The following is a 24,277-nucleotide window of genomic DNA, read 5'->3' as shown; positions in this document are numbered from 1 at the left end:
TTCCACGGAGCTAGTGCAGCAGGGTCCACGACTTCCGACGCACCAGGGTGTGTCCGCCTAATGAGGTGAGCCGCGTCCACGGGCCGGTCTCGTAAATGCTGACCGGGGCATCCGTCGCCAGGAAACCAAGGGTCATCGCCGCGAAGGCCGCTCCGGCCGGAACGTGTTCGAGGGTCGGGATCGGCCGACTCCACACCTCGGAGCGCACTCGACGAAGGATCTGCTCGCCGATCTCATCCGGAACAGCCTCCTTGATCTCGTCGATTCCCGACTTGGCCACCTCTTCGAGCATCCGCGGCTCCGTCGGCTCCAATTGCAGCCAGCCACCTCGCGGAGGCGAGATCGCCGCCCAGGTCGCCGTGTTCACCTCGATCGGAAGCCCGACCGTCACCGTCTCGGAGCGGTCGCGCTCAGCGTTCTGAAGGCGCACCAGCCTCTCGATGAGGCTCCTCAGCGGAACGACGGCATCGAATGTCGACTGATCGGTGAGGGCGAAGGTGCGGAGGCCCAGCACCGTCGGGCTCTCGTCGCGCAGGCCGACCGGATAGAGCACCGCGACGTATGCCGCGAGCACGCCGGAACCTGCGATCAGGCGCACGGAGCCCTCCTCAATGCGACCGGCGCGGCTGAGGAAGGTGTGCAGATCGTCGAGTGCGAGGGAATCCACGAGGGAGAATGTGTTGCTCATCTGCAACCTAAACTACCTATCAACGGCGGTAGTCGGGTATCCCGGCCGTGTGAACCCCCCCAGAATCGCAGGAGATGGCATGACTCGACCGCTGGACAAGCTGCTCACGGCACTCGACCTGACCGACACCGGAGCGAGGACCAGCGAAGACATCTACACCGGTCACAGCCAGTGGACACCGCTCGGACGGGTTTTCGGCGGGCAGGTTCTCGCCCAGTCGCTGGTGGCGTCGATGCGCACCGTCGCCGAAGACCGCCCGATCCATTCCATGCACGGCTACTTCCTGCGCCCCGGAGCCGTCGATGAGCCGATCACCTTCTCGGTCGACCGCATCCACGATGGACGATCCTTCTCCACCCGCCGGGTGCAGGCGTACCAATCGGCGTTGCCGATCCTGTCGCTCATCGCATCGTTCCAGGATGAGGATGAGGGCCTGGACCACCAGACGCCGATGCCAGAAGGCTTCCCGGACCCGGAATCTCTGCCCTCGGTCACCGAGGTGCTGGGTGACAACACGGATGTGGTGGCCCGCAGCTGGGCGAGCGACCGGCCTTTCGACATCCGCCACGTTCCCTCCCCCATCTACTTCTCGGTGGAGGGCGAGCATGTGGCGCACCAGGCGGTCTGGATGAGGTCGACCGACCGTTTGCCCGACGATGAGAACCTGCACCGCGCGGCACTCGCCTACGTGAGCGACTATTCGCTGCTCGAACCGATCTTCCGGCGGCATGGCGTCGCCTGGTCCACCCCCGGCATCAAGGTGGCGAGCCTGGACCACGCCATGTGGTGGCATCGCTTCGGGCGGGTGGACGAGTGGATGCTCTACGTTCAGGAATCCCCGACCGCCACCGGAGGGCGCGGGCTCTCCCTCGGCCGCATCTACAGCCGTGACGGCGTGTTGCTGGCCAGTGTCGCCCAGGAGGGCATGGTGCGGGTGCCCCGCGCCGACTGACTGTATTGACGCCTCACGGGGTCCCGCGCAGCAGTACCGTTCCGTCGGCGACGGAGCGAACCTCGACAGAGCGGATCTCGGCCAGCCCGACCGACGCCGTTCCGGACGGCGTCACGGTCTGCCCCGGTGCCGCCGACCAGGTGGCGACCCTCACCTCGTCACCGGCATCATCCGTCACGTACATCGCGTACTCGACCGGCTCCGAGTACGGATCGCCGGCATCGTAGCGGCACTCCATCTCGACGAGCGTTCCCCATTGCTCTTCCACCAGGCGGATGCTCGCCACCAGTGGCGACGGCGTCACCCGTTCCAGCTCCAGGGCAACGCTCGCCGGCTCGGGTTCCATGGTCGCCAGGAGCCCCGGGACGACAACGGCACCGATCGCCCCCGCAGCCACGGCGGCGGCGACTGCGAGCGCGACCGCCCACCGCCGCACCCTGCGGCGCTTCTGGCTACGACCGCGTGCAACGTGGCCGGCCAGCTGCGGCATGAGGTCGGGAGCCTGCGGAGGAACGCGTTCCAGCAGGTCGTCCGCGTCGGCGGCCGGCACCTTTCCGAGCAGGCCCGGCATCCCGGCCAGTTCAGCCATCGACGACGCACACTCCTCGCAGTCGGCGAGGTGCCGCTCGTACCGTCGCCGGTCATCCGTCGACAGCGAGCCGAGCAGATAGGCGGCATCCCAGTCGCGAAGCTCATCGTGTTCGCTCATTCGGTCAGCCCCCTCTCCTGCAGCGCGAGCCGCATCGACCTCAGCGCATAGTGGAGCCTGGACTTGACGGTCCCCTCCGGAATTTCGAGGATGCGGGCGATCGCCGCCACCGAGAGCCCCCGGTAGTAGGCGTGCACGACGACAACGCGATGCTCAGGCGAAAGCTGGGCGAGAGCATCCGATACCAGCCAGGCGTCCAGGACGCTGTCGGTGTGATCTGCGCTCACCCGTTCCGGCATCACGGCGGCAGGCGATTCGTGCCGGGAGTGCGCGCTCCGGTACTCGTCGATGACCAGGTTGCGGGCGACAGTGAACAGCCACGCACGAGCGGATGTTCCGGAGGCCTCGAGCTGCACCGGACGCTTCCACGCGCGCAACAGTGTCTCCTGCACCACGTCCTCCGCCAGCTCGCGGTCTCCGCACAGCCACACGACGTAACGCCACAGGGCGGGCGCGTGCTCGTCGTGAAGCGCGCGCAGCGCCTCCGCCTGGCTGTCGGCCATCACACACCTCCCACCTGAGATACGTCACGGCGGCACCGAAAGTTCACTCACAATGAACCGGATGCGAGCGGCTCTCGTTCATAGAGTAAGCACACAGCCCTTGCGATTGACGAGAAAGTAGAGATTCGTGACTGAACTTCCGATCCTGACCCGGCGTGGACTGATCGTGGCCGGCAGCGCCACCGTGGCCGGGGCATCCGTGCTGGCACTGGCAGCCTGCTCCCCCGCGGCTGAAAGCCCTGAACCCGGCGCATCCGAACCGACCGGCCTGCAGCCGGGCACCGAGTTGGCAGTGCTCGCCGATATTCCCGTCGGCGGCTCGCTGGGCGTTCAGGTGGATGGTTCTGCCGTGCTCCTGTCCCAGCCGGAGGAGGGCAAGGCGATGGCGTTCAGTGCGATCTGCCGCCATCAGGGTTGTGTCGTGGCAGCAGCGGGAGCGTCCTTCGACTGCCCATGCCACGGGTCCCGCTACGACGCGGCGACCGGCGACGTGTTGAACGGACCGTCGACCCGCCCCCTTATCGAAATCGAGGTCACGGTTGCCGACGGGCGGGTGGTGGTCGCCTGATGGATTGGGTGTTCGGGGACCTGCCACTGCACCCATTGCTGGTGCACCTCACCGTTGTCCTGATTCCGGTCGCCGCGCTTGCCGTGGTGCTCGCCGCAGTCTGGCCGGCCGCCCGCCGGCGCCTCGGCCTGCTGCCTCAGGTCCTCGCGTTGGCCGCATTGGTCATGGTTCCCATCACCACCACGGCCGGAACCTGGCTGGCCGAGCGGGTGGGACGCACGCCCCTGGTCGACCGGCACGAGGCGCTCGGCAACTCGATCCTCCCCTGGGTGATCGCGTTGTTCGTTGTCGCACTCGCAATCTGGGCCTGGCACCGGTTCGCTAAGACGACCGGACGGGCTCGAATGGTGGTGTCGGTGATCCTGGCGGCAGCTGCGGTCGCCGTCGCCGCCGGATCGGTGGTGATCATTGTGCAGATCGGCGAGTCCGGTGCCCGCGCCGTGTGGACCGGGAACTTCAGTGACGAGCCGGTCCCGGCATCCTGACCCGCTCGCGTCTACTCGTGCTCAGGCTCGCTTGGCAAACGTCAGCGGTTCTTCGACGTAGGGCGCCCAGGCCGCGCGCAACTCGTCCGGAATGCGCTTCGGACGGCCGGTTGCCGCGGTGACCATCACCAGCGTGGTGGCGGCCCGGGTGAACAGCTGGCGCGGTTCGACACCGCTCGGCGAGTAGAGCTCGTAGCAGATCTCCAGGCTCGCCCCGCCGATGCGGCCGATCCACATCTCGATGTCGATCGGCGCCCGCATGTACGGAATCGGCAGCAGGTACTCGATCTCTTGGCGAGCGATCAGGGTCATGGTTTCGGCACCGGGGCGGCCGTCGAGAACTGCGGTGGCCGGCACCGGCCCGGCATCCGTGACCGCGCCTGCGTCCGGCGGCCAGAACGCCTGGATGCGCGCCTCCTCCAGCAGGCGGAACATCTCCGCGTTGTTGACGTGCGCGTACGCGTCGAAGTCCGACCAGCGCAGCGGGATCGAGACGTGCAGGCGCACGGTCAGTCCCTGGTGAGCTTGCGGTACGCCGCCCGGCTCGGCTTGGCGGCATCCGGCCCCAGCCGCTCGATCTTGTTCTCTTCGTAGGATTCGAAGTTGCCCTCGAACCAGTGCCAATACGACGGGTTCGACTCGGTGCCCTCCCACGACAGGATGTGCGTGGCGATACGGTCGAGGAACCACCGGTCGTGAGTGATGACCACTGCGCAGCCTGGGTATTCGAGCAGAGCGTTCTCCAGGCTGGAGAGGGTCTCGATGTCGAGGTCGTTGGTCGGTTCGTCGAGCAGCAGCAGGTTGCCGCCCTGCTTCAGCGTGAGCGCCAGGTTGAGCCTGTTCCGCTCACCACCGGAGAGCACTCCGGCCTTCTTCTGCTGGTCGGGCCCCTTGAAGCCGAACTGCGAGACGTAGGCGCGCGACGGGATCTCGGTCTTGCCGACCTGGATGTAGTCGTGCCCTTCCGAGACGACCTCCCACAGCGTCTTGTTCGGGTCGATGCCTCCGCGGCTCTGGTCGACGTAGGAGATCTGGACGGTCTCGCCGATCTTCAGCTCGCCGCCGTCCAGCGGTTCCAGGCCGACGATCGTCTTGAAGAGGGTCGTCTTTCCGACGCCGTTCGGCCCGATGATTCCGACGATGCCGTTACGCGGGAGGGTGAAGGAGAGCCCGTCGATCAGGATGCGATCTTCGAAGCCCTTCTTGAGGTCCTTCGCGTCGAGCACCTGGGACCCGAGCCGCGGCCCCACCGGGATCACGATTTCCTCGAAGTCGAGTTTCCTGGTCTTCTCCGCTTCCGCAGCCATCTCCTCGTAGCGCGCAAGACGCGCCTTCGACTTGGTCTGGCGGCCCTTCGCGTTGCTGCGCACCCAGTCGAGCTCTTCAGACAGCCGCCTGGCGAGCTTCTGGTCTTTCTTGCCCTGGATGTTCAGCCGCTCGGCCTTCTTCTCCAGGTAGGTCGAGTAGTTGCCCTCATACGGGTAGAGGCGTCCGCGGTCGACTTCGGCGATCCACTCCGCGACGTGATCGAGGAAGTACCGGTCGTGAGTGACGGCGAGAACGGCACCGTGGTACTGGGCCAGGTGCTGCTCGAGCCAGAGCACGCTCTCGGCGTCGAGGTGGTTGGTTGGCTCGTCGAGCAGCAGCAGGTCGGGCTTTTGCAGGAGGAGCTTGCAGAGTGCGACGCGACGCTTCTCACCACCGGAGAGGTGGGCGACGGGTGAGTCCGGCGGCGGGCAGCGGAGGGCATCCATCGCCTGCTCCAGCTGGGAGTCGAGGTCCCAGGCATCCGCCGCGTCGATGGCTTCCTGCAGGGTGCCCATCTCGGCAAGCAACGTGTCGAAGTCCGCGTCGGGCTCGGCCATGGCTGCGGAGATCTCGTTGAAACGGTCGACCTTCTCCTTGATCTCGCCGAGGCCCTCCTGCACGTTCTCCAGCACCGTCTTCGACTCGTCGAGAACGGGTTCCTGCATGAGGATGCCGACGGTGTAGCCCGGGGTCAGCTTGGCTTCACCATTGCTGGGGGTGTCGAGCCCCGCCATGATCTTGAGGATCGTGGACTTTCCGGCACCGTTCGGGCCGACCACACCGATCTTCGCTCCCGGCAGGAAAGCCATCGTGACGTCATCGAGAATGAGCTTGTCGCCGACCGCTTTGCGGGCGCGGACCATCGAGTAAATGTATTCGGCCATGCACCCCAGTTTAGCCGGGTGCCATCACCAGTCGATCGCCCGAGCGTTCCCCACCAGGCAGCCACCGGATTGGAGTGCCGGCGCCACCGTGCTGACGTAACCGCCGCCATCCGCCTGCCCGATGAGGCACTCTTCACCGATCTGCACCGAGAACTGCACAGAGTCCACAGCACTCCCGCGCGGGGTGCGGTCGGCGGTCACCTGCATCGCCGCCTTGTCGAAGCCTGCCGCCACCAGGTTGTCGATGATCGGACGAGCTCCCGCGTTGACGCCTGCCAGGAATGCGGCGTTCACGAAGTCGAAGTACGAAAGGTTGTCTTCGGCAGTCCCGCCGGGAAGCAGTTCCGGATCAGCTTCGGGCTCCGGCTCTGGGCCTGGCGTCGTGGACGGCGTCTCGACCACGGAGGTGGGCTCTGGAGGTTCGGCAGGGGCCTGGGTGCAGGCCACCAGCGTTGTGGAGGCAAGCAGGATGAGAGCTCCGACCGCGCTCCAGCGAATCGCTCCCATGTCACCTCTATCCCCGGCAGACGCGCCTGCGCCCGCCGAGGTCGAGTCTAGAGGCGACAGGCGCGGGCGCGGTCAGCCGAGTGCGGTTGGGCTAGAACGGTGTTGCAGCGGTTTCGCGTTCGTCCTCCACCGCGGCCGGGAATTCCGATTCCTGGGGAGCCTCTGGCGAATCCCCCAGCGAGTCAGGTACCGGCTCGCCCTCAGCGGAAGCAGCAGGGTCCTCCTGCGCAGGCGCGGCACCGTCACTTGCCGACATCGTCCGCATGTACTTGGCAGTACCCCAGTTGAGGTCGTGGCCGAGCGCGTCGGCATCCACCTCAACTGACTTGCCGGTCTTTTCTGCGCTCGTCCAGTCGCGGAGGCGGAGCCGACCGGTGACGATCACCCGGTCGCCCTTGGAGATGGATGCCGCAGCACCCATTGCCAGGCGGCGGAACGCCGAGACGGTGTACCAATTCGTTCCCGCATCGACCCACTGGTTGGTCTTGCGATCGAAGCGGCGCAGGGAGGATGCCAGCCGGAAGCTGGTGATGGGCAAGCCTTCGCCCGTGGTCAGGTGCTTGGGCTCGGTCGCAACCAGTCCCGTGAGTGTGATGGTGTCAGTCATTCCGCCAGTCTCGGCGACCGGAAAAGCCAGTGGCCGGACTACCCACGAACCGTGGAAAAACGTCTCTCGCGCGCCCTGGGGAGGGCGGACTAATGCTCTCGGAACTCCGGCCAGTCCGACCCCGGAAGCATCGCCGCGTAGAGCGCACTCTTCGCCACGTCGAGGCTTTCGTAGACGCCGCGGTGCGTCGAGTCGTCCAGCATCCGCACGGCGTAGCCTTCTTCGCTGCGGCGGATCGTTCCGATAGCGCCGACCGGTCCGAAGGCCACCCAGGTCTTCTCCGTCACTGTGGATGGGCTCATCGTTGAGCTCCTTTCCTCTTGGCTTCGACCATACGACTGAGCGAGTCAGGTGTCGATGGGCAGCGGTTGCTCGGCTGGCTGCGTCCGCGGTCGTAGGCTTTCCCCATGACCTACCTTCCAGCATCCGACCGCTACGACTCGGTCGAATACCATCGCGTCGGCCGCAGCGGATTGACGCTGCCGAGAATCTCCCTTGGACTCTGGAACAACTTCGGCCACGACCGCCCACTCGATACCCAGCGTGCGATCATCCGCCGCGCGTTCGACCTCGGCGTGACCCATTTCGACCTGGCCAATAACTACGGCCCCCCGGCCGGTTCGGCGGAGACCAATTTCGGGCGGATCCTGGCGGAGGACCTGCGCCCGTACCGGGACGAGCTGATCATCTCGAGCAAGGCCGGTTTCGACATGTGGCCCGGCCCCTACGGCGAATTCGGTTCGCGCAAGTACCTGTTGGCGTCTCTCGACGCGAGCCTGTCGCGCCTGGGCCTCGACTACGTCGACGTGTTCTATTCGCACCGCCCTGACCCGAACACGCCGATCGCGGAGACGATGGGCGCATTGGCGACCGCGGTGAACTCCGGCAAGGCCCTGTACGCCGGAATCTCCAACTACGACCCGCAGCAGACCCGGGCGGCCTATGAGGCGCTGGCCGTGCACAACATCCCCCTGGTGATCCACCAGCCCAGGTACAACATGTTCGATCGCCACATCGAGGATGGTCTGTTCCCCGTTCTCGACGAGCTGGGAATGGGCAGCATCGTCTTCTCGCCTTTGGCTCAGGGGCTGCTCACTGACCGCTACCTGGCCGGCATCCCGGCCGGGTCCCGCGCCTCGGAGGGCCGCTGGATCTCGGCCGAGAACATCAGCGACACCTACCTGGACCGTGCCCGTGCCCTTCAGTCGCTCGCGACCGATCGCGGGCAGACGCTCGCGCAGCTCGCCCTGAGCTGGGTGCTGCGCCACCCGCAGGTCACCTCCGCACTGATCGGTGCCAGCAGCGTTGCCCAACTGGAGAGCAATATTGCGGCAGCGGATGCCCGGCCACTGTCGACGGAGGAACTGGCAACCATCGAGCCACTCGCCGTTCACGGCACCGGCCTACGCTGACCGGTCGGCTTCCTCCGCTCACCGGCCGGCTTCCTCCGTTGGCTGGCACCTGGCGCCGCTGAACGGCAATGCTCCGGATGTCAGTGGCCACGCTTAGCGTTGAATCACCAACAAGCGGGCCGGCTCAGTCACGGGAGTATAAGATGATCACCCTCGATTTCGTGGGAACCAGCCCAGCCGTCCGTCCAGGCGTCACCCTGGTCCAGCTGCACAACGAATTGTGGCGTGTCACCCGGTCAACCGGTGAAGTGCTCGGATACATCGAGAGGTTCACTGAGGCGCAAGGTGACCGTTTCCGCGCCAAGCGCCTGCTCGTGCGACAGCGCCGTTTCATCGTCATTGGCGAGTTCTGGGGCATTGATGACGCAATCGACTGCTTCGCCTGAGTCTCAGTTCCGGCAGGGCGGCCGTCGCACCAGGTGACAGGCCTGCTGGTGCGACACGCGCCTGCGGGACCACCTGTACCCCATCCGCGGGGTAATGTTCCCTCATGCAATGGTGGAATAACTTCGTCGACTGGTTGACTTCCGAAGACGGGTGGCGCGTCCTCTCCGCCGTCGTCTTCCCGTTCCTGGCGATCGTGGTGGCCGGATTCATCGCCGCCATGATCGGTCGGGCAGCCACCCGGCGCTTGATCCTGCTGCATGACCGTGAACAGCGGGTGTCGACCGTATCGGCCCTCATCGGTGCCGCCCGCCGGGCATCCAGGTGGAACACGCTTTCCGCACCTGAGCAGCAGCACGCTGAACACCTTGCCCACGATGCAGACGTCAGTGTGCGCCTTCTGCCGCTCGCCGGCGCGTCGATGACGGCCGACTGGGCCGCGCACGAGATCGCCGAGATGAAGAAGAACTCCGTCTCGTTCAGCTTTCAGGCCGAACAGTCGCTGATGGACTTTCGGGACCGCCTGGTCGAGTGGCAGTCGAGGCCGTCACGCGCCAAGAAGCTCTTCAAGGCAGACCTGGACCTGTGGGCATACGAGTCAGCTCAGGAGGACAAGGGCCTCGTCGAGAAGCAACAGGAGTGGGCCAAGCAGCAGGTGGCAACAGAGACCGGGCCGATCAACACAGGGCCGATCAACACAGGACAGCCGGAATTGACTCGCACGGAAACACCGGAGCCGGAACCGTTGCACACACCCGCAGCCCAGCGACCAGTCGAACGCCCCACCTACGGTTTGCCGGCTGCGGCCAGCGTGCCCCCTGCAACTCAGCCCGGTTCACCCACGAATACGGGTGAACAGGGGCAGGTGGAGATCCCCAGCCCGGTCTCCGCCCAGACGGTGCGCCAACGCGTCCTGCCGGAGAACTACCAGGAAGACGACCCGCGCTAGCTTTGAGCTTTTCGACCGGCCTCCTCGGCCGGCCTGGCCGGCTCAGGTTCCGACGTACGCGGCCAGGTGCTCTCCGGTGATTGTCGACCGGGCCGCGATCAATTCGGCCGGCGTGCCCTCGAAAACAATGCGTCCGCCGTCGTGGCCGGCACCCGGTCCCAGGTCGATGATCCAGTCGGCGTGAGCCATGACGGCCTGGTGATGCTCGATCACGATGACAGTCTTGCCGGAATCGACGAGCCGGTCGAGAAGGGCGAGCAACTGCTCGACGTCAGCCAGGTGAAGGCCGGTGGTCGGCTCGTCAAGAACGTAGGTGTCGCCGTCCTCCCCCATCTGCGACGCCAGCTTCAGCCGCTGCCGTTCCCCGCCTGACAGCGTGGTCAGTGGCTGGCCGAGACTCAGGTAGCCGAGGCCGACATCCGCCATTCGCTCCAGAATCTTGTGGGCGGCCGGGATGCGGGCCTCGCCGGTCGCGAAGAACTCCAACGCCTCGGCCACCGGCAGGGCCATGACCTCGCTGATATCCTTTCCGGCGAGACGGTACTCCAGCACCGAAGCGGCGAAACCCTTGCCCTCGCACTCCTCGCAGGGGCTCGAGACGGTGTCCATGAAGCCCAGCTCGGTGTAAATGACGCCAGCGCCGTTGCAGACCGGGCAAGCGCCGTCGGAGTTGGCGCTGAACAGCGCAGGTTTCACTCCGTTCGCCTTCGCGAACGCCTTGCGGATCGGCTCGAGCATGCCGGTGTAGGTTGCCGGGTTGCTGCGCCGTGAACCGCGGATGGCACCCTGGTCGATCGATACGACACCCTCTCGGCCGGCCACGGAGCCGGTGATCAGGGAGCTCTTCCCGGATCCGGCCACCCCGGTGAACACGACCAGCTGGCCGAGCGGGATGTCGACATCCACGTTCTTCAGGTTGTGAAGGTCGGCGCCGCGCACCTCCAGCGCCCCGGTGGACTTCCTCATCTGCGGTTTCAGCGTGACCCGGTCGTCGAAGTGCCGGCCGGTGAGAGTGTCGCTCCGGCGGAGTTCGTCGACGCTTCCCTCGAAGCAGATCGTTCCGCCGGCGGTGCCTGCGCCTGGACCGAGGTCGACGACGTGATCGGCGATCGCAATCGCCTCCGGCTTGTGTTCGACGACCAGAACCGTGTTGCCCTTGTCACGAAGTTGCAGCAGCAGGTCGTTCATCCGCTGGATGTCGTGCGGGTGCAGGCCAATGGTGGGCTCGTCAAAGACGTAGGTGACATCGGTGAGCGACGACCCCAGGTGCCGGATCATCTTGGTTCGCTGGGACTCTCCGCCGGACAGCGTTCCGGTCGGCCGATCCAACGAAAGGTAGCCGAGCCCGATCTTCACGAACGCGTCGAGGATGTGCCGGATGCCCTTGAGCAGTGGCTCGGCGGATGGTTCGTCGAGGTTGCCCAGCCACTCGGCCAGATTGGTGATCTGCATGGCGCAGGCATCGGCGATGCTCAAGTCCGCGATCTTCGACGACCGGGCACCCGCATTCAACCGGGTTCCGTCGCACTCCGGACAGTTCGCGAACGTGGCAATGCGGTCCACGAATTCCCGGATGTGCGGCTGGAAGGCCGCGCGATCCTTGGACAGGAACGACTTCTGGATGCGCGGAATCAGGCCCTCGTAGGTGGCGTTGAATCCCTGCCACTTGATCTTGGTCGGCTCCTTGTACAGGAAATCGTCGAGTTCGGTCTTGGTGAACTGGCTGATCGGCTTGTTCGGATCGAATAGCCCGGAGTCGGCGTACTGCTTGACCGCCCAGCCTCCGGACTTGTAGCCGGGCACCGTGATGGCGCCATCATTCAGCGACTTGGAGTCATCGAAGAGCTGCTGGAGGTCGATGTCGCTGGTGGTTCCGCGACCCTCGCAGCGTGGACACATGCCTCCGGTGATGTTGAAGTCGCGGCGCTCCTTGACCGTCTTGCCGCCCTGCTCGAAGGTGACCGCGCCCGCTCCGCTGATCGAGGCGACGTTGAACGAGAACGCGTTCGGCGAGCCGATATGCGGCTGGCCGAGCTTGCTGAACAGGATGCGCAGCAGAGCGTTCGCGTCTGTTGCGGTACCGACCGTGGACCGGGGGTTCGCCCCCATTCGCTCCTGGTCCACGATGATCGACGTCGTCAGTCCCTCGAGCACGTCAACGTCCGGTCGAGCCTGGCTCGGCATGAAGCCCTGCAGAAACGCGCTGTAGGTCTCGTTGATCATCCGCCGCGACTCTGCGGCGATGGTGGCGAAGACCAGCGAGCTCTTGCCGGAGCCGGAGATCCCGGTGAACACCGTGAGCCGGCGCTTTGGAATCTCGACGCTCACGTCTTTGAGGTTGTTCTCGCGCGCGCCCTGGACGCTGATCACGTCGTGGGTGTCTGCCTGGTGAAGCGCGGTCGGCTGGGCATCCGTCGTCGTTACTGTGCTCATCGTTCTCCGTCGTGTGGGCGGGCCGCCTGGCGCGGTTGTCGCTCGACTAGTTTTACCCATCGCGGGTCGAGGGGTCAGCGCAACTCCTGGATTCGCACCATGTTTCCTGCAGGATCGCGGAAGGCGCAGTCGCGAACGCCGTAGGGCTGGTCGGTCGGCTCCTGGACGACTTCGGCTCCGCTCGCCTCCAGCTTCGCGAACGTGTCGTCGAGGTCGGGTGTGGCGAGGTTGAACCCGAAATAGCTGCCCTTGGCAATCAGTTCGAGGATGGTGCGTCGCTCATCGTCGGTGATTCCGGGAGTAGCCGCCGGCGGATGCAACACAACGGATGTGTCCGGCTGACCTACTGGCCCAACGGTGATCCAACGCATCCCCTGGTATCCCACGTCGCCCCGCACCTCGAATCCGAGGACGTCCCGGTAGAACGCAAGTGAGGCATCCGGATCGGTGTGCGGAAGGAAGCTTGAGTGAATTGTGATGTCCATGGCATTCACGCTAGCTGTGGTGTGGGCGCCTTTGCTTCTCGATTCCTGACCGGTCTGGTCACCTGTTTCGTCACGCACGACGGCATTCCGGCGGTCGGATGCTCGACCGGGTGTGCGTTCTGGCGCTGGTAGACGCTGGGCGCCACGCCGACCAGTTCGGAAAAGCGGGTGCTGAAGGTGCCGAGCGATGCACAGCCGACGGCGAAACAGACCTCGGTGACGCTCAGGTCTCCCCGGCGCAGCATCGCCATGGCACGCTCGATCCGACGCGTCATCAGGTAGCTGTACGGCGACTCACCGTAGGCGAGGCGGAATTGACGGCTGAGGTGACCGGCAGACAGGTTCACGCCGCGGGCGAGTGCCTCGACGTCGAGCGGCTGGGCGTATTCACGGTCGATTCGATCACGCACCCGACGCAACAGGGCAAGGTCGCTCAGCCGTTGCTCGGGAAGGGTTGTGGTCACCACCTGCGCGATCCTGCCACCTCGGGTTCACGTTGTCCAGCGATCGATTTGACACCACTGGCACTTGACGTGACACCATCGTGGTGTCAGTATGGTGACATGGAACTTGGAGTGTACGTCACCGACCTGCAGCGCCAATTGGTGGACACCGCGGCGAACGGCGCGGAAGACACTCGCCTTATCGCCGAACGACTTGCCACCGGATTGGATGCGGCGACGCGGCTCGTCCTGCTCGACGCCCTGTCAGCTGCGGTGGGCGAGATCACCCGTGACCTCGCCCCCGGCTCGGTGGACCTGCGGCTGCGTGGACGTGAGGTCGAGTTCGTGGTCATCCAGCCGAACAACGAGCCGGACACCGACGACCGGCCAGCGGCATCCGCCGACCTCGACGATGCGAGCACCTCGCGCACGACGTTGCGCCTACCGGACGCGCTCAAAGTGCGGGTGGACGAAGCCGCGGCGGCTGATGGCCTGTCCGTCAATTCCTGGCTGGTGCGCGCCGTCGCATCCGCTCTCCAACCCAAACAACGACGAACTGCACAGCGCACGCTGCGCACGGGCGACAATTTCGCGGGGTGGGCGCGCTAACCCGCCTCCCAGCCCAACACACTCACCAGCCGCGCAGACCCGCGAGGCCGAACAACCACGCCCCAGAGAAAGGCAGCTTCAGCATGCCCACATACGACACCCCTGACCCCATCGACCTCGCGATCAACCTTCAGGTCGGCGCGGTCGAGGTTTTCGCCAGCGACCGGACAGACACGGTCGTGACCGTGTCGCCGACCAATCCGGCGAAGGCTGTCGACCGCCGGGGTGCGGAGGAGACCAAAATCGACTTCGACGGCAAGCGGCTCACCATCACCGGCCCGCGGCCCCGCATCAGCTGGATCGGGCCCACAGAGTCGGTTGACCTGAAGGTCGAGTTGCCGACCGGGTCGAGGTTGACCGCCGAGATCGCGGTCGGCGGCCTGCGCGGCGTCGGCCGGCTCGGTGCGACCCGCATCAAGAGCTCGATGGGCCCGGTGGAACTCGACAGCACAGGCGACCTGTGGCTGCGGGCCTCGCACGGCAACGCCACCCTGGGCAGCGCGGACGGTGGCGTTGAGATGACTGCAGACCACGGCCAGCTTCGGGTCGGCACGGTCACCGGCTATGCGATCCTCAATGCTTCGCACGGCAGTGTCCTGGTTGGGGAGTCCGGGGGCGACCTCGAGGCGAAGCTCTCCTATGGCGACCTCGAGGTCACGCGGGCGCTCGCATCCGTGACGGCGAAGACCGCGTACGGCAGCATCCAGTTGCGCGAGGTTTCCAGTGGCTCGATCCAGATTGAGAGCGGTTTCGGCGCGGTCACCGTCGGCGTGCTGCCGGGCGTACCCGCCTGGCTCGACCTGTCGTCGAAGCAGGGGCATGTGCGCAACCAGCTGGACGGCGACCACGCCCCCGACCCGTCTGAGCAGACCGTCTCGGTGCGTGCCCGCACCCAATATGGCGACATCAGCATCCAGCGCGCCCAGTGAATTCAACCGACCCAAGAAAGGAAAGCACCATGTCGACCACAGCTATTGAGGTCCGCGGACTGCGGAAGTCCTACGGCGCCAAGGTGGTTCTCGACGACGTCGACCTCACCGTGAGGGCGGGCACCGTCACTGCCCTGCTCGGCCCGAACGGAGCCGGCAAGACGACGACCGTGCACATCCTCTCCACGTTGGTGCGACCCGATGGCGGCACAGCGTTCGTGAACGGATGCGACGTGGTGCGCGACCCGGACGGCGTTCGTGCCGCGATCGGCCTCACCGGCCAGTTCTCCGCCGTCGACGGCCTGCTGAGCGGCGAGGAGAACCTGTTGCTGATGGCTCGGCTGCGTCATCTCGGGCCGAAACACTCGAAGACGCGGGTGGCAGAGTTGCTTGAGCAGTTCGACCTGGTCGAGTCCGCTCGCAAGCCGCTCGCCACCTACTCCGGTGGCATGCGCAGGCGGCTCGACCTGGCGATGACCCTGATCACGAGCCCCAGCGTGATCTTCCTGGACGAGCCGACCACCGGCCTCGACCCGCGCAGCCGCCACACCATGTGGGACGTGGTGCGCGGCCTGGTCGCGGAGGGCACCACCGTGCTGCTCACCACCCAATACCTGGACGAGGCGGACGAGCTGGCCGATCGGATTGCGGTGCTCGACGGCGGCCGGATCGTCGCGAACGGAACGCCGGACGAGCTCAAACGGCTGGTTCCCGGCGGGCACATCAGGCTGAAGTTCGCGGATGCTGCGTCACTCGACAGGGCCTCTCACCTGCTTGACGGGTCGACTGGAGACGACGTCGGGCTTGCGCTGACCCTTCCCAGCGACGGCGGTGTCACTGTTCTGCGCGCCGTCCTGGACCGCCTCGATGCGGCAGGCCTCGAGGTCGACGACCTCAGCATCCACACCCCGGATCTCGACGACGTGTTCTTCGCCCTCACCGACAAGGCGGATCATGCAGGCCCGGTCAATACGAAAGACACAGCCGACACGAAAGACACTGCCGACACGAAAGGCACTGCATCATGACCATCGCCACTGTCCACCGCCCCACCACGAACAGTGCAATTCAGTCGCACGTCGTCGCCGACGCGATCACCATGCTGCGTCGCAACCTGCTGCACATGATCCGCTATCCGGGCCTTTCGGTGTTCACCATCCTCGGCCCGGTAGTGATCCTGCTGCTGTTCGTGTTCGTCTTCGGAGGCACGCTCGGGGCCGGCCTTCCCGGCGTGGACCCGGCCGGCGGACGGGAAGCGTATCTGGCGTACGTCGTGCCGGGCATCCTGTTGATCACCATCGCCGGCACAGCCGGGGGTACCGCGACCACCGTCTCCATGGACATGACCGAAGGGATCACCGCGCGGTTCCGCACGATGGCGATCTCCCGGGCCTCGGTGCTGGCCGGCCACGTGCTCGGAAACACCATCCAGGCACTGATCGCCGTAGCGCTCGTGCTCGGTGTCGGCCTGCTGGTCGGATTCCGCCCGACCGCCGGACCGATGGAATGGCTCGCGGCTGCCGGCCTGTTCGTGCTCGTCGCGTTCGCGATCAACTGGCTCGGTGTTGCCATGGGGATGCAGGCGAAGTCGGTGGAGACAGCGAGCAACTGGCCCCTCCTGCTGACCATCCTGCCGATGCTCGGCAGCGGCTTCGTGCCCACCGAGTCGATGCCGGCGGGCCTGCAGTGGTTCGCGGAATACCAGCCGTTCACTACGTTTATCGAGACCGTGCGCGGGCTGCTGCTCGGCACACCGCTCGGCTGGAACCCCGTACTCGCCGTCGCGTGGGGTGTGGTGATCATCACCATCGGCTACGCCTGGTCGATGACGATCTACGAGCGGAAGTCGGTGCACTGAGACGTTTTTAACGCACGTTTGCCATCACCACAGCAATTTTTATGCACAAAAGTCACCGCGAAGGGGACTGCAGACCGCTACCTTCGGACTACGAACGCGACCACGGGCTCGGGCGTCGCCGCCGTCGAAGGAGTCCACCTCAGGATCCTCCGACCCGGCGAGCTGTTCGAACTTCCAGACGTTGACCACCATGCAGCGGCCGGGGAAGTTGCCGAGCCGTCCTTCCTCGACACAGCCGCTGCTGCCGCCGCCGACAACTGATCGGGGGCGTTCGCCTCAACTCCGACTCTAGGCAGGATGGTACAAAAACCTTGGGACAATCAGAAAGGGCGATCCAACCAAGACGGCGATAGCCGACCACGACGCCCACATCGCGGCAGCGCCCGAGCCCCTCCCGCCGTCGCTGAAGCGGGTGCGCGCGACCCATACCCTGCCGGAGCGGAGGACATCCCGGCAGGACGTTGTTTACCCCCGACGGGTAAGTTCGATGCTCGATCGTCCTCGATGGCTCGGTAACCTGATGGCGTGCACGTTAACGCGGTGCTATTCGATTGGCGCGGGACGCTAGTTGTCGCGCCGACCCTCGAGCTGTGGGCCGCCGATGCCCTTGAACGTGCCCATCGAGACGCAAGTCGGCATCCTGTCGATGACCTCGTGGCGCGGATCAGCGAGAGTAACGGGCCACACGACCGGATGGACGCGCCGGGTCTCGATTCCGATAGAGATCTTCATCGGGTCGCGTTCATGGGGGTTTTCGCGGACGCCGGTGTTGACGACGAACTCGCGGAGGCCCTCTACGAGTCGGAGCTTGACCACGCGGTCAATCCGTTTGCGACCGACGCTGCGCACACTATTTTCGCTCTGAAGAGCGCCGGACTGCAGGTAGGAATCGTTAGCGACATCCACTTCGACCTTCGTCCGGCCTTCGCGGCAGTTGGGCTAGCCGACGCGATCGATTCCTACTCCCTGTCGTACGAAGTGGGAGTGCAGAAGCCCTCGAAAGCGATCTACGCACACGCGCTCGAGGCGCTGGGAACCGGGCCGGATCTCGCCTTGATGGTCGGCGATCGTGCCGGACCCGACGGAGGAGCAGTGACGCACGGGATCCGAACGCTCCTGCTTCCCCCTCTTCTGTCTACCCACGATGAGCGACTGCACGACGTGCTCAAACTGGCCCTTTGACGCCCCGCCGGATGATCCGCCTCGCTGGGCTTGCTTCACCCAGAAATGTAACCAACGCCTCTGCTGGGTAAGAAGGGCATCGCAAGTGCAAGGCCGCTTTCGCACCGACGGACGTGGTGCACCATCCGGTCTTGCTCAGTTAGCTGGCTAATTTTCCGAACAAGACTGGCAAGTGACAAGTGCCCTCGGCAGGATTCGAACCTGCGACCAAGAGATTAGAAGGCTCCTGCTCTATCCCCTGAGCTACGAGGGCGGGACAGCGTGTCAACGATACCGCAGCTGCCTCGGCGCGAAGCGTGGGCTCAGACGGCTTGGGCGAGCGCGGTCAGCACCTGGTTGACGGTGGGCACACCCTCCGCGCGGAACACTTCGACGTTGTCCTCCCCCACCACGACGATCGTCGGCGTCGACATCACGCCGGCCTGCTTCGCGACGTCCTCATCCCGGGCGATATCGAGTTCCACGATGGTCGCCGCGGGCACCAACTTCGAGACCTTGTCCAGCACGAAACGGGTGTGGATGCACGGGTCACAGAACGCCGAAGCGAAGAAGAGCAACTTCACGATTCTCCTGCCGGTGGTGGTTCGCGCGGACTAGTCTTCCCGGTCGGCAGGATCTTCGACCTCTTCGCTGTCACCGGCATCGAAAGCGTAAGTGACGTGCACAGCATCACCGACCGATCGCCAACTCGTTGCGTCGTAGTTCATCATCGTCTCGTGACCGTGGGCTTCGGCCAGCACCGTGATCGACTCATCCCAGCCGCCATCAGTGCTGATGCGCTTGTCGGTCTGCCCGTCGAATGGGCCACCCGAGAACAGCACAATGTACTCGGATCCGTGTTCCAGGGTCGGCTTCGCATCAGTCATGTTCTCTTACTACCACGCAACACCTGCGGATGCGATGGAAGCTCCTCATCGAAGATCGGGTGGAGGCCGTAATCGGACGGTCGGTGCACGCCCGTAGAATTGCCCCATGTCTAGCACCTCAGATCGTCTCGTCTGGATCGACTGTGAAATGACCGGACTCGACGTCGAGGTCGACGAACTCGTCGAGGTTGCGGTCGTCATCACCGACTTCGACCTGAACATCCTCGATCCTGGCCTGTCGATCGTCATCAAGCCGGACCAGGCGGCGCTCGACGGCATGAGTGACTTCGTGCGCGCGATGCACGTCGAGTCGGGCCTGATCACGGAGATCCCGAACGGCGTGAGCCTGGCGGATGCAGAATTCGCCGTCAACGAGTACATCCTGAAGTTCGTCCCCACCGCGGGGCAGGCCCCCCTGGCCGGCAACACTATCGGCATGGACCGCGCGTTCCTGGCCCGCTACATGCCGCGCGTCGACGGCCACCTGCACTACCGCAACGTCGACGTGTCCTCGGTGAAGGAACTCTCCCGCCGCTGGTTCCCGCGCATCTACTTCAACGCCCCGATCAAGGGCGGCGGCCATCGCGCGCTCCCCGACATCCTCGAATCGATCCGCGAACTCGATTACTACCGGAAAGCGGCCTTCGTTTCCGACCCCGGCCCCACCACTGAAGAGGTGCAGGTCATCTCCGCAGCCGTGGTGGAAGAATTTGCTCCGCACCTGTAATAGGATCTATGCGATGTGATTTCGCAGCCCCGGTTGCGAAGTCGACAACATGGTGGGCGTAGCTCAGTTGGTAGAGCGCTGGCTTGTGGAGCCGGATGTCGCGGGTTCGAGCCCCGTCGTTCACCCCAATAGTGATCGAAAACACGTAGATCGCGGTCACCCGCGTTCGTGGGAACACAGGATCGGCCCGAGACTCTCGGGCCGATCTTCGTTTAACCCGCCAGCACCCGGAACGGTGCCCTCCCCAGACCTCCTAGGCTGGAAGCATGCCCCAGACCATGGACCGAACGGATGCGCGCACTACCGCTGCGCTCGACTCCGCCTGGGTCACGCTGGTCTGGAACGACCCCGTCAACCTGATGTCGTACGTGTCCTACGTCTTCCGCACCTACTTCGGGTACTCGGCAGTCGAGGCGGAACGGCTGATGCTCCAGGTGCACCTGGAGGGGAAGTCGGTCGTCGCGACAGGCTCTCGCGAGGAGATGGAGCGGCACGTCGAGGCCATGCACGACTACGGGCTCTGGGCGACACTGAGCAAGGCCGACGCATGAGACGCTTCGAACGTAAACCGGACGGAACCCTGGAGGCGCTGCTCGACGCGGAGGAAGCCGTGCTGCTGCAGTCGCTGGCTGGGCAGGTCGCGGAGTTGGTGTCGGACGGAACCCTTCGACAAGCTCAGGGGGTCTCGACGAGCTCGACCAGCCTCACCCCAGACGTCGCATTGGCGCGATTGCTGCCGGACGCCTACCCGGACGACCCGGAAGCATCCGCCGAATTCCGCCGCTTCACCGCCGGCGGCCTGGCCGAACGGAAGGTCGGGAACGCCGAAACCCTCATCCGTTCACTGGACGGAACGGGGGTCACCGGGCGCGTCATCCTCGACGAGTCGGAGGCGCTCAGCTGGCTGAGGTGCCTGACCGACATCCGCCTGACCATAGCGAGCAGGCTGGGCATCGAGTCCGAGGACGACGACGCCGGTCGCACCATCGACCCGCTGATGCGCGAGATCTACGACTGGCTCGGGTTCGTGCAGAACTCGCTCATCGAGGCGCTCGACGACCGGGTATCGCATGGATGACCTGTCCGAGGAGGAGTTCGAGCGGCTCGTCATCGACGAACTCGACCTGCTCCCCGACGACATGGTCGACGGCCTCGACAACGTCGTCTTCGTGACGGAAGCCCGACCCGAGGACGGCAGCCTCGACCTGCTCGGCCTTTACGACGGTGTCGCCATCACGGACCGCGGACAGTACGGTTTCGGCGAGCTGCCCGATCGCATCATCCTGTATCGCGAACCACTGGTCGCGATGTGCGCGGACCTCGACGAGCTGAAAGACCAGATCCACGTGACCCTTGTGCACGAAATCGCCCACTTCTATGGCATCGACGATCGCCAGTTGCACGAGCTGGGCTGGGCCTGACGTCAACCGGGCCCCACTGGCTGCGCGTCGAGATGGCGTGACCGCTGACTGCGGCCAACTCGCGCGAGGAGGCTCCCATGGGCAAGTTGACGACGGCTCTGGCCGGTTGTGCCGTGACCATTCTGCTGCTGAGCGGATGCTCGGGCGGCACCCCCGACGAACCGCCCAGTCCGGCCGAAGGCGTTCCGGCAGCCGAGACTGAGGACGGTTCCGGCTCTCCGACCGATTGCCTGATCGACCGCAATTGGATGGTCGACGTCGACGACCTCGCCGGACAGCTGAAGCACCAGATGGAGTCGCTGGGCTCGCCGGTTTCGTCGGTGACCGGAACAGGCACGATGACGATCATGTTCGCGGAGGAGTCGCTCGTCACCACGGCGGTCGACCTGACCTTCGTCGTCGTGGTGCCGGTGGAGGATGCCCCGACCTTGACCGTCACCCAGACGCAGAAGGGCAGCGGCTACGGTTCCTGGTTCTGGGATGGCGGTGTCGACAACCTCGTGGTGTTCGAGGACTGGGTGGGTGAGTACGACATCCAGATGACGATGACGAGCGCCGGCGTGACCATCGAGTCGCCGATCGAGTTGCCGACATCCGCTGCCGGTGGTTCGGATATGACGGTGACCTGCGTCGGCGAGACTCTCACCACGAATGCGGAAGGCAACCCGTTCACCCAGTTCTGGACTGAAGGCTGAGCGGGCCTAGCCTTCGATGAGCTCGTCAGCCAACTGCTGCGGCCGCTCGCGATCGATGAACGCCTGCTCCTGGGCTGCCCAGCGCTCCCAGTGGGGAACGTAGGCGTCGCCGTCGCGTACCAGCGCGCGCGCCTTGCGTGTCGGCTCGTCCAGTTCGACCCAGATGCCGTAGTCGGCGAGCGCGCGGTTGGCGCGGCTGAGCGCTCCGCAGCCTTCGATGATGATCGGCCGGGAAGGGTCGAGCGGATGCCATTCCACCCATGCGTTCTCGGTCCAGTCCCAGCGTTGCCAGCGGGGTGCGGATGCCGCCAGCACGTGGTCGTGCACGTGGCGGCTTCCGGCTTCCAGCCCGTCCCAACCCGGATAGATGTCGTCCAGGCGCACCAGCTGGGCGCCCGGGATTTCGAGCGCCATCCGCTTGGCCAGTTCGGTCTTGCCTGACCCGCTCCGGCCGTCGATCAGGATGCGAGTCGCACTGAGGTCAGCCAAGGACGAAGTTCCATTCCCCGGTGGCGATGGCTATCGCCAGAGCTGAGAGGCCGGCGACCAGCCCAGTTGCGGAGAGCGCCCATTCCCGGGCACCGAACCGGGACGGCCTCGCCCAGGTGCGTTCGATGCTGGAGCCGAAACCGCGGGCTTCCATTGCTGTGGCGAGCTTGCTTCCGCGCCTGATCGACAGCACAAGCAGGGCGAAGGCCTGCCCGGGGAGCCGTCTGATCCTGCCTCGGTCCCCCACCCCGCGGGCACGGCGCGCCACCTCCAGTGACCGCCAGTCGTCGAGGAACAGGCCGACCAGTCGCAGCGCGGCCAGGGCCCCGAGCACGAACCGGCTGGGAAGCTTCCAGACCTGGGCCAGTCCGTCGGCCAGGGCCGTCGGGTCAACCGTGAGGAAGAGGACCACTGCGGGCAGGCCGATGGCGAGCACCCTCAGCACCGTCGCGACAGCCAGTTCGAGCGAACCGTCGCTGACCCGCATCGCCCAGAACTCGAAGTAGACGGCGCCGGATGGCTCACCGTAGAGGGCGATGGTCAAGCCGGTGAGCGGGGCAGCGATCCACACCGGCAGCGTGCGCAGCCAGAATTTCCGTGGCGGGACACCCGCGAACGGCAGCAACACGGCCTCGAAGGCCAGCGCCACCGTGCCGGAAACCCAATCGAGCGACAGGATGAGGCACACGCTGAGCAACATCACCGCCGCCAGTTTCGCCACCGGGTTGATGCCCTCGAACGTCGCGGTCACAGTTGCACCTCGCGATCGGCAATGGCCTGCACCAGCTGGCGGTCGTGCGTGATCGCCACCACCGAGGTTCCGTCAGCCATGAGGTCGGCGAGCAGCGCCACCAGCTCCTGCCAGGTTCGGGAGTCCTGGCCGAATGTCGGTTCATCGAGCACCAGCATCCGCGGCCTGGTTGCCAGCACGGTCGCAACGCTCAGGCGTCGTTTCTCGCCGCCGGAGAGGGTGAACGGATTCGCCGCCGCCAGGTGGTGGAGGCCCAGGCGGTGCAGCAATTCGTCAACGCGTTTGGCAACGTCCTGTTCCGGGAGCTTCAGCGCCTGCGGGCCGATCGCGAGCTCCGCGCTGACGCTCGCCGTCAGGAACTGGTGCTCTGGGTGCTGGAAGACCGTGCCGATGCGGGTTAGCAGCTCACGCGACTTCCACCGGATCGGATGCGGTGCCGCTCCCCGGCGCAGGAGCTCGCTGGCCCTGACCTCCCCGGCCAGGGGCGGGAGCAGTCCGGCCAGGGTGAGCCCGAGGGTCGACTTGCCGGCGCCGTTGGGCCCGGTGATGGCGGTTGCGCTGCCTTCCGGCAGTTCGAGGTGAAGCTCCGAGCGCACCGGCGTCGTCTTTGTGCGGCCGACCGCGAGCCCGTGGGCCGTCAGCAGGGTTTCACCCGGCGTCCACAGCCGCTCCGGATGCTGCGGCGGATGCTCGGGAACCCACACGCCGCTCTCGGCAAGAGTTGCGCCCTGTTCCGTGAGGACAGCATCCGGATGCCCGTCGGCCAGCACTCCCCCGGAGGCCGACAGCACGATCACCCGGTTCACCAGGGACCGCCAAACCTCAACCCGGTGCTCGACCACCACGAACGTCGCGGACGAATGCTGAAGCAGCCCGGCGACCGCGTCCCGCACCTCCGTGACGCCGGCTGCGTCGAGGTTCGCGGTCGGCTCGTCCAGCAACAGCAGCCCCGGCCGCATGGCGAGCACCCCGGCCAGCGCCAGGCGTTGCTTCTGCCCACCGGACAGCGCAGAGGTCGAGTGATCCAGCGGCAGGTGGAGCCCGACGGCTTCCAGCGCCCGGGGCACCCGACGCCAGATCTCCTCCCGCGGAATGCCCAGATTCTCGCACCCGAACGCGACATCGTCGCCGACCCGGGGCAGGATGACCTGGCTGTCCGGGTCTTGCAGCAACAGTCCGGCCCGGCCACGTTCGCCGGCCGGGGCCTTTCCATCAAGCAGCAACTCACCGCGCTGGTCGCCCTCGTCATCCCCGCCGAGCACGCCGGCCAGCGCGTGCAGCAGCGTCGACTTGCCGGCACCGGAGGCACCCAGGAGGAGCACCCGTTCTCCCGGCTCGATCACCAGGTCGAGGTCGGAGACCGCCCAGGCGTGTCGACCGGCGTGACGCCAGCCCCAGCCGCGCGCGGTGATGCACACGGCTGGAGCCGGCTC

Annotated in this window: 32 protein-coding genes and 2 tRNA genes; 17 read left to right on the top strand and 17 right to left on the bottom strand. The window is 65.8% G+C overall.

The window, feature by feature from the left end; translation table 11 throughout:
- Positions 1-10 precede the first annotated feature (10 nt).
- Positions 11-688 carry a hypothetical protein gene (locus tag ACX3PH_RS06965; protein WP_459090791.1) on the bottom strand — a complete coding sequence of 226 codons (678 nt, stop codon included), beginning with the start codon at positions 686-688 and terminating at the stop codon, positions 11-13.
- A gap of 79 nt (positions 689-767) precedes the next feature.
- Here ACX3PH_RS06965 and ACX3PH_RS06960 point away from each other — a divergent pair, with 79 nt between their 5' ends.
- Entirely contained in the window at positions 768-1,640 is an 873-nt protein-coding gene (locus ACX3PH_RS06960; RefSeq protein ID WP_459090789.1) for an acyl-CoA thioesterase, read from the top strand.
- 13 nt (positions 1,641-1,653) lie between these two features.
- Here the strand turns inward: ACX3PH_RS06960 and ACX3PH_RS06955 are convergent, their stop codons facing one another.
- Complete coding sequence (locus ACX3PH_RS06955) at positions 1,654-2,349, bottom strand: anti-sigma factor family protein (protein WP_459090787.1); 696 nt, start codon at positions 2,347-2,349, stop codon at positions 1,654-1,656.
- Positions 2,346-2,852 carry a sigma-70 family RNA polymerase sigma factor gene (locus ACX3PH_RS06950; protein WP_459090785.1) on the bottom strand — a complete coding sequence of 169 codons (507 nt, stop codon included), beginning with the start codon at positions 2,850-2,852 and terminating at the stop codon, positions 2,346-2,348. Before ACX3PH_RS06950 ends, ACX3PH_RS06955 begins: the two co-directional genes overlap by 4 nt.
- A gap of 127 nt (positions 2,853-2,979) precedes the next feature.
- On the opposite strand from ACX3PH_RS06950, the gene ACX3PH_RS06945 reads away from it, so the two are divergent.
- Entirely contained in the window at positions 2,980-3,420 is a 441-nt protein-coding gene (locus tag ACX3PH_RS06945) for a QcrA and Rieske domain-containing protein (RefSeq protein ID WP_459090783.1), read from the top strand.
- Positions 3,420-3,905, top strand: coding sequence for a DUF2231 domain-containing protein (locus ACX3PH_RS06940; RefSeq protein ID WP_459090781.1), 486 nt, complete (start codon positions 3,420-3,422; stop codon positions 3,903-3,905). The genes ACX3PH_RS06945 and ACX3PH_RS06940 overlap by 1 nt, the downstream gene beginning before the upstream one ends.
- A 21-nt stretch (positions 3,906-3,926) precedes the next feature.
- Here ACX3PH_RS06940 and ACX3PH_RS06935 read toward each other — a convergent pair whose 3' ends face one another.
- The 5 genes from ACX3PH_RS06935 to ACX3PH_RS06915 form a co-directional block, all read right to left on the bottom strand.
- On the bottom strand, positions 3,927-4,412 hold the full coding sequence (locus tag ACX3PH_RS06935) for an acyl-CoA thioesterase (protein WP_459090779.1): 486 nt from the start codon (positions 4,410-4,412) through the stop codon (positions 3,927-3,929).
- Between the two features lie 2 nt (positions 4,413-4,414).
- Entirely contained in the window at positions 4,415-6,097 is a 1,683-nt protein-coding gene (gene ettA, locus ACX3PH_RS06930; RefSeq protein WP_459090777.1) for an energy-dependent translational throttle protein EttA, read from the bottom strand.
- 24 nt (positions 6,098-6,121) lie between these two features.
- A complete protein-coding gene (locus ACX3PH_RS06925; protein WP_459090775.1) occupies positions 6,122-6,604 on the bottom strand; it encodes a DUF6993 domain-containing protein in 483 nt (160 codons plus the stop codon).
- 91 nt (positions 6,605-6,695) lie between these two features.
- Entirely contained in the window at positions 6,696-7,211 is a 516-nt protein-coding gene (locus ACX3PH_RS06920; protein WP_459090773.1) for a single-stranded DNA-binding protein, read from the bottom strand.
- 89 nt (positions 7,212-7,300) lie between these two features.
- Positions 7,301-7,513 (bottom strand): methyltransferase, encoded by a 213-nt coding sequence (locus tag ACX3PH_RS06915; protein ID WP_459090771.1) that lies wholly within the window; start codon positions 7,511-7,513, stop codon positions 7,301-7,303.
- 105 nt (positions 7,514-7,618) lie between these two features.
- Here ACX3PH_RS06915 and ACX3PH_RS06910 point away from each other — a divergent pair, with 105 nt between their 5' ends.
- The 3 genes from ACX3PH_RS06910 (at position 7,619) to ACX3PH_RS06900 (ending at position 9,956) form a co-directional block, all read left to right on the top strand.
- Positions 7,619-8,623, top strand: a complete 1,005-nt coding sequence (locus tag ACX3PH_RS06910) for an aldo/keto reductase (RefSeq protein WP_459090769.1) — start codon at positions 7,619-7,621, stop codon at positions 8,621-8,623.
- 143 nt (positions 8,624-8,766) lie between these two features.
- Positions 8,767-9,009 carry a hypothetical protein gene (locus ACX3PH_RS06905; RefSeq protein ID WP_459090767.1) on the top strand — a complete coding sequence of 81 codons (243 nt, stop codon included), beginning with the start codon at positions 8,767-8,769 and terminating at the stop codon, positions 9,007-9,009.
- Between the two features lie 104 nt (positions 9,010-9,113).
- The gene (locus ACX3PH_RS06900) at positions 9,114-9,956 is read left to right on the top strand and encodes a hypothetical protein (protein WP_459090765.1); all 843 of its coding nucleotides are present in this window, start codon (positions 9,114-9,116) and stop codon (positions 9,954-9,956) included.
- 42 nt (positions 9,957-9,998) lie between these two features.
- Here the strand turns inward: ACX3PH_RS06900 and ACX3PH_RS06895 are convergent, their stop codons facing one another.
- From ACX3PH_RS06895 to ACX3PH_RS06885, 3 genes are all read right to left on the bottom strand, one after another.
- Positions 9,999-12,389: an ATP-binding cassette domain-containing protein gene (locus ACX3PH_RS06895; protein WP_459090760.1), complete on the bottom strand. Its 2,391-nt coding sequence runs from the start codon at positions 12,387-12,389 to the stop codon at positions 9,999-10,001.
- Positions 12,390-12,463: 74 nt separating this feature from the next.
- Entirely contained in the window at positions 12,464-12,874 is a 411-nt protein-coding gene (locus ACX3PH_RS06890; protein ID WP_459090758.1) for a VOC family protein, read from the bottom strand.
- 5 nt (positions 12,875-12,879) lie between these two features.
- The gene (locus ACX3PH_RS06885; RefSeq protein ID WP_459091454.1) at positions 12,880-13,338 is read right to left on the bottom strand and encodes a helix-turn-helix transcriptional regulator; all 459 of its coding nucleotides are present in this window, start codon (positions 13,336-13,338) and stop codon (positions 12,880-12,882) included.
- Positions 13,339-13,437: 99 nt separating this feature from the next.
- On the opposite strand from ACX3PH_RS06885, the gene ACX3PH_RS06880 reads away from it, so the two are divergent.
- The 5 genes from ACX3PH_RS06880 (at position 13,438) to ACX3PH_RS06860 (ending at position 17,895) form a co-directional block, all read left to right on the top strand.
- A complete protein-coding gene (locus ACX3PH_RS06880; RefSeq protein WP_459090756.1) occupies positions 13,438-13,926 on the top strand; it encodes a histidine kinase in 489 nt (162 codons plus the stop codon).
- 83 nt (positions 13,927-14,009) lie between these two features.
- Positions 14,010-14,855 (top strand): DUF4097 family beta strand repeat-containing protein, encoded by an 846-nt coding sequence (locus ACX3PH_RS06875; protein WP_459090754.1) that lies wholly within the window; start codon positions 14,010-14,012, stop codon positions 14,853-14,855.
- Positions 14,856-14,884: 29 nt separating this feature from the next.
- Positions 14,885-15,883, top strand: a complete 999-nt coding sequence (locus ACX3PH_RS06870; RefSeq protein WP_459090752.1) for an ATP-binding cassette domain-containing protein — start codon at positions 14,885-14,887, stop codon at positions 15,881-15,883.
- Complete coding sequence (locus tag ACX3PH_RS06865) at positions 15,880-16,713, top strand: ABC transporter permease (RefSeq protein WP_459090750.1); 834 nt, start codon at positions 15,880-15,882, stop codon at positions 16,711-16,713. The genes ACX3PH_RS06870 and ACX3PH_RS06865 overlap by 4 nt, the downstream gene beginning before the upstream one ends.
- A gap of 525 nt (positions 16,714-17,238) precedes the next feature.
- Positions 17,239-17,895 carry an HAD family hydrolase gene (locus tag ACX3PH_RS06860; RefSeq protein WP_459090748.1) on the top strand — a complete coding sequence of 219 codons (657 nt, stop codon included), beginning with the start codon at positions 17,239-17,241 and terminating at the stop codon, positions 17,893-17,895.
- A gap of 180 nt (positions 17,896-18,075) precedes the next feature.
- Here the strand turns inward: ACX3PH_RS06860 and ACX3PH_RS06855 are convergent.
- The 3 genes from ACX3PH_RS06855 to ACX3PH_RS06845 form a co-directional block, all read right to left on the bottom strand.
- Positions 18,076-18,148, bottom strand: a tRNA-Arg gene (locus tag ACX3PH_RS06855).
- A 49-nt stretch (positions 18,149-18,197) separates the two neighbouring features.
- Positions 18,198-18,458 carry a thioredoxin family protein gene (locus tag ACX3PH_RS06850; protein ID WP_459090746.1) on the bottom strand — a complete coding sequence of 87 codons (261 nt, stop codon included), beginning with the start codon at positions 18,456-18,458 and terminating at the stop codon, positions 18,198-18,200.
- A 30-nt stretch (positions 18,459-18,488) separates the two neighbouring features.
- On the bottom strand, positions 18,489-18,761 hold the full coding sequence (locus ACX3PH_RS06845) for an oligoribonuclease (RefSeq protein ID WP_459090744.1): 273 nt from the start codon (positions 18,759-18,761) through the stop codon (positions 18,489-18,491).
- Positions 18,762-18,867: 106 nt separating this feature from the next.
- Here ACX3PH_RS06845 and orn point away from each other — a divergent pair, with 106 nt between their 5' ends.
- The 6 genes from orn (at position 18,868) to ACX3PH_RS06815 (ending at position 21,604) form a co-directional block, all read left to right on the top strand.
- On the top strand, positions 18,868-19,488 hold the full coding sequence (orn, locus tag ACX3PH_RS06840) for an oligoribonuclease (protein WP_459090742.1): 621 nt from the start codon (positions 18,868-18,870) through the stop codon (positions 19,486-19,488).
- 52 nt (positions 19,489-19,540) lie between these two features.
- Positions 19,541-19,616: transfer RNA gene (locus tag ACX3PH_RS06835), tRNA-His, on the top strand.
- Positions 19,617-19,754: 138 nt separating this feature from the next.
- On the top strand, positions 19,755-20,039 hold the full coding sequence (gene clpS / locus ACX3PH_RS06830) for an ATP-dependent Clp protease adapter ClpS (RefSeq protein WP_459090740.1): 285 nt from the start codon (positions 19,755-19,757) through the stop codon (positions 20,037-20,039).
- Positions 20,036-20,566 carry a DUF2017 domain-containing protein gene (locus ACX3PH_RS06825; protein WP_459090738.1) on the top strand — a complete coding sequence of 177 codons (531 nt, stop codon included), beginning with the start codon at positions 20,036-20,038 and terminating at the stop codon, positions 20,564-20,566. Before clpS ends, ACX3PH_RS06825 begins: the two co-directional genes overlap by 4 nt.
- A complete protein-coding gene (locus ACX3PH_RS06820; protein ID WP_459090736.1) occupies positions 20,559-20,909 on the top strand; it encodes a metallopeptidase family protein in 351 nt (116 codons plus the stop codon). The genes ACX3PH_RS06825 and ACX3PH_RS06820 overlap by 8 nt, the downstream gene beginning before the upstream one ends.
- Before the next feature lie 77 nt (positions 20,910-20,986).
- Positions 20,987-21,604: a hypothetical protein gene (locus tag ACX3PH_RS06815; RefSeq protein WP_459090734.1), complete on the top strand. Its 618-nt coding sequence runs from the start codon at positions 20,987-20,989 to the stop codon at positions 21,602-21,604.
- A gap of 6 nt (positions 21,605-21,610) precedes the next feature.
- Here ACX3PH_RS06815 and ACX3PH_RS06810 read toward each other — a convergent pair whose 3' ends face one another.
- The 3 genes from ACX3PH_RS06810 to ACX3PH_RS06800 are packed head-to-tail and all read right to left on the bottom strand — an operon-like array spanning position 21,611 to position 24,256.
- Positions 21,611-22,093, bottom strand: coding sequence for a nucleoside/nucleotide kinase family protein (locus ACX3PH_RS06810; RefSeq protein ID WP_459090732.1), 483 nt, complete (start codon positions 22,091-22,093; stop codon positions 21,611-21,613).
- Positions 22,086-22,844, bottom strand: coding sequence for an energy-coupling factor transporter transmembrane component T family protein (locus ACX3PH_RS06805; protein WP_459090730.1), 759 nt, complete (start codon positions 22,842-22,844; stop codon positions 22,086-22,088). The genes ACX3PH_RS06810 and ACX3PH_RS06805 overlap by 8 nt, the downstream gene beginning before the upstream one ends.
- Entirely contained in the window at positions 22,841-24,256 is a 1,416-nt protein-coding gene (locus tag ACX3PH_RS06800) for an ABC transporter ATP-binding protein (protein ID WP_459091452.1), read from the bottom strand. The genes ACX3PH_RS06805 and ACX3PH_RS06800 overlap by 4 nt, the downstream gene beginning before the upstream one ends.
- Positions 24,257-24,277 lie beyond the last annotated feature (21 nt).

The sequence above is a fragment of the Homoserinimonas sp. A520 genome (assembly GCF_054489245.1).
Note: the sequence above shows the minus strand (reverse complement) of the source record. Positions and strands in the feature narration are given on the sequence as shown.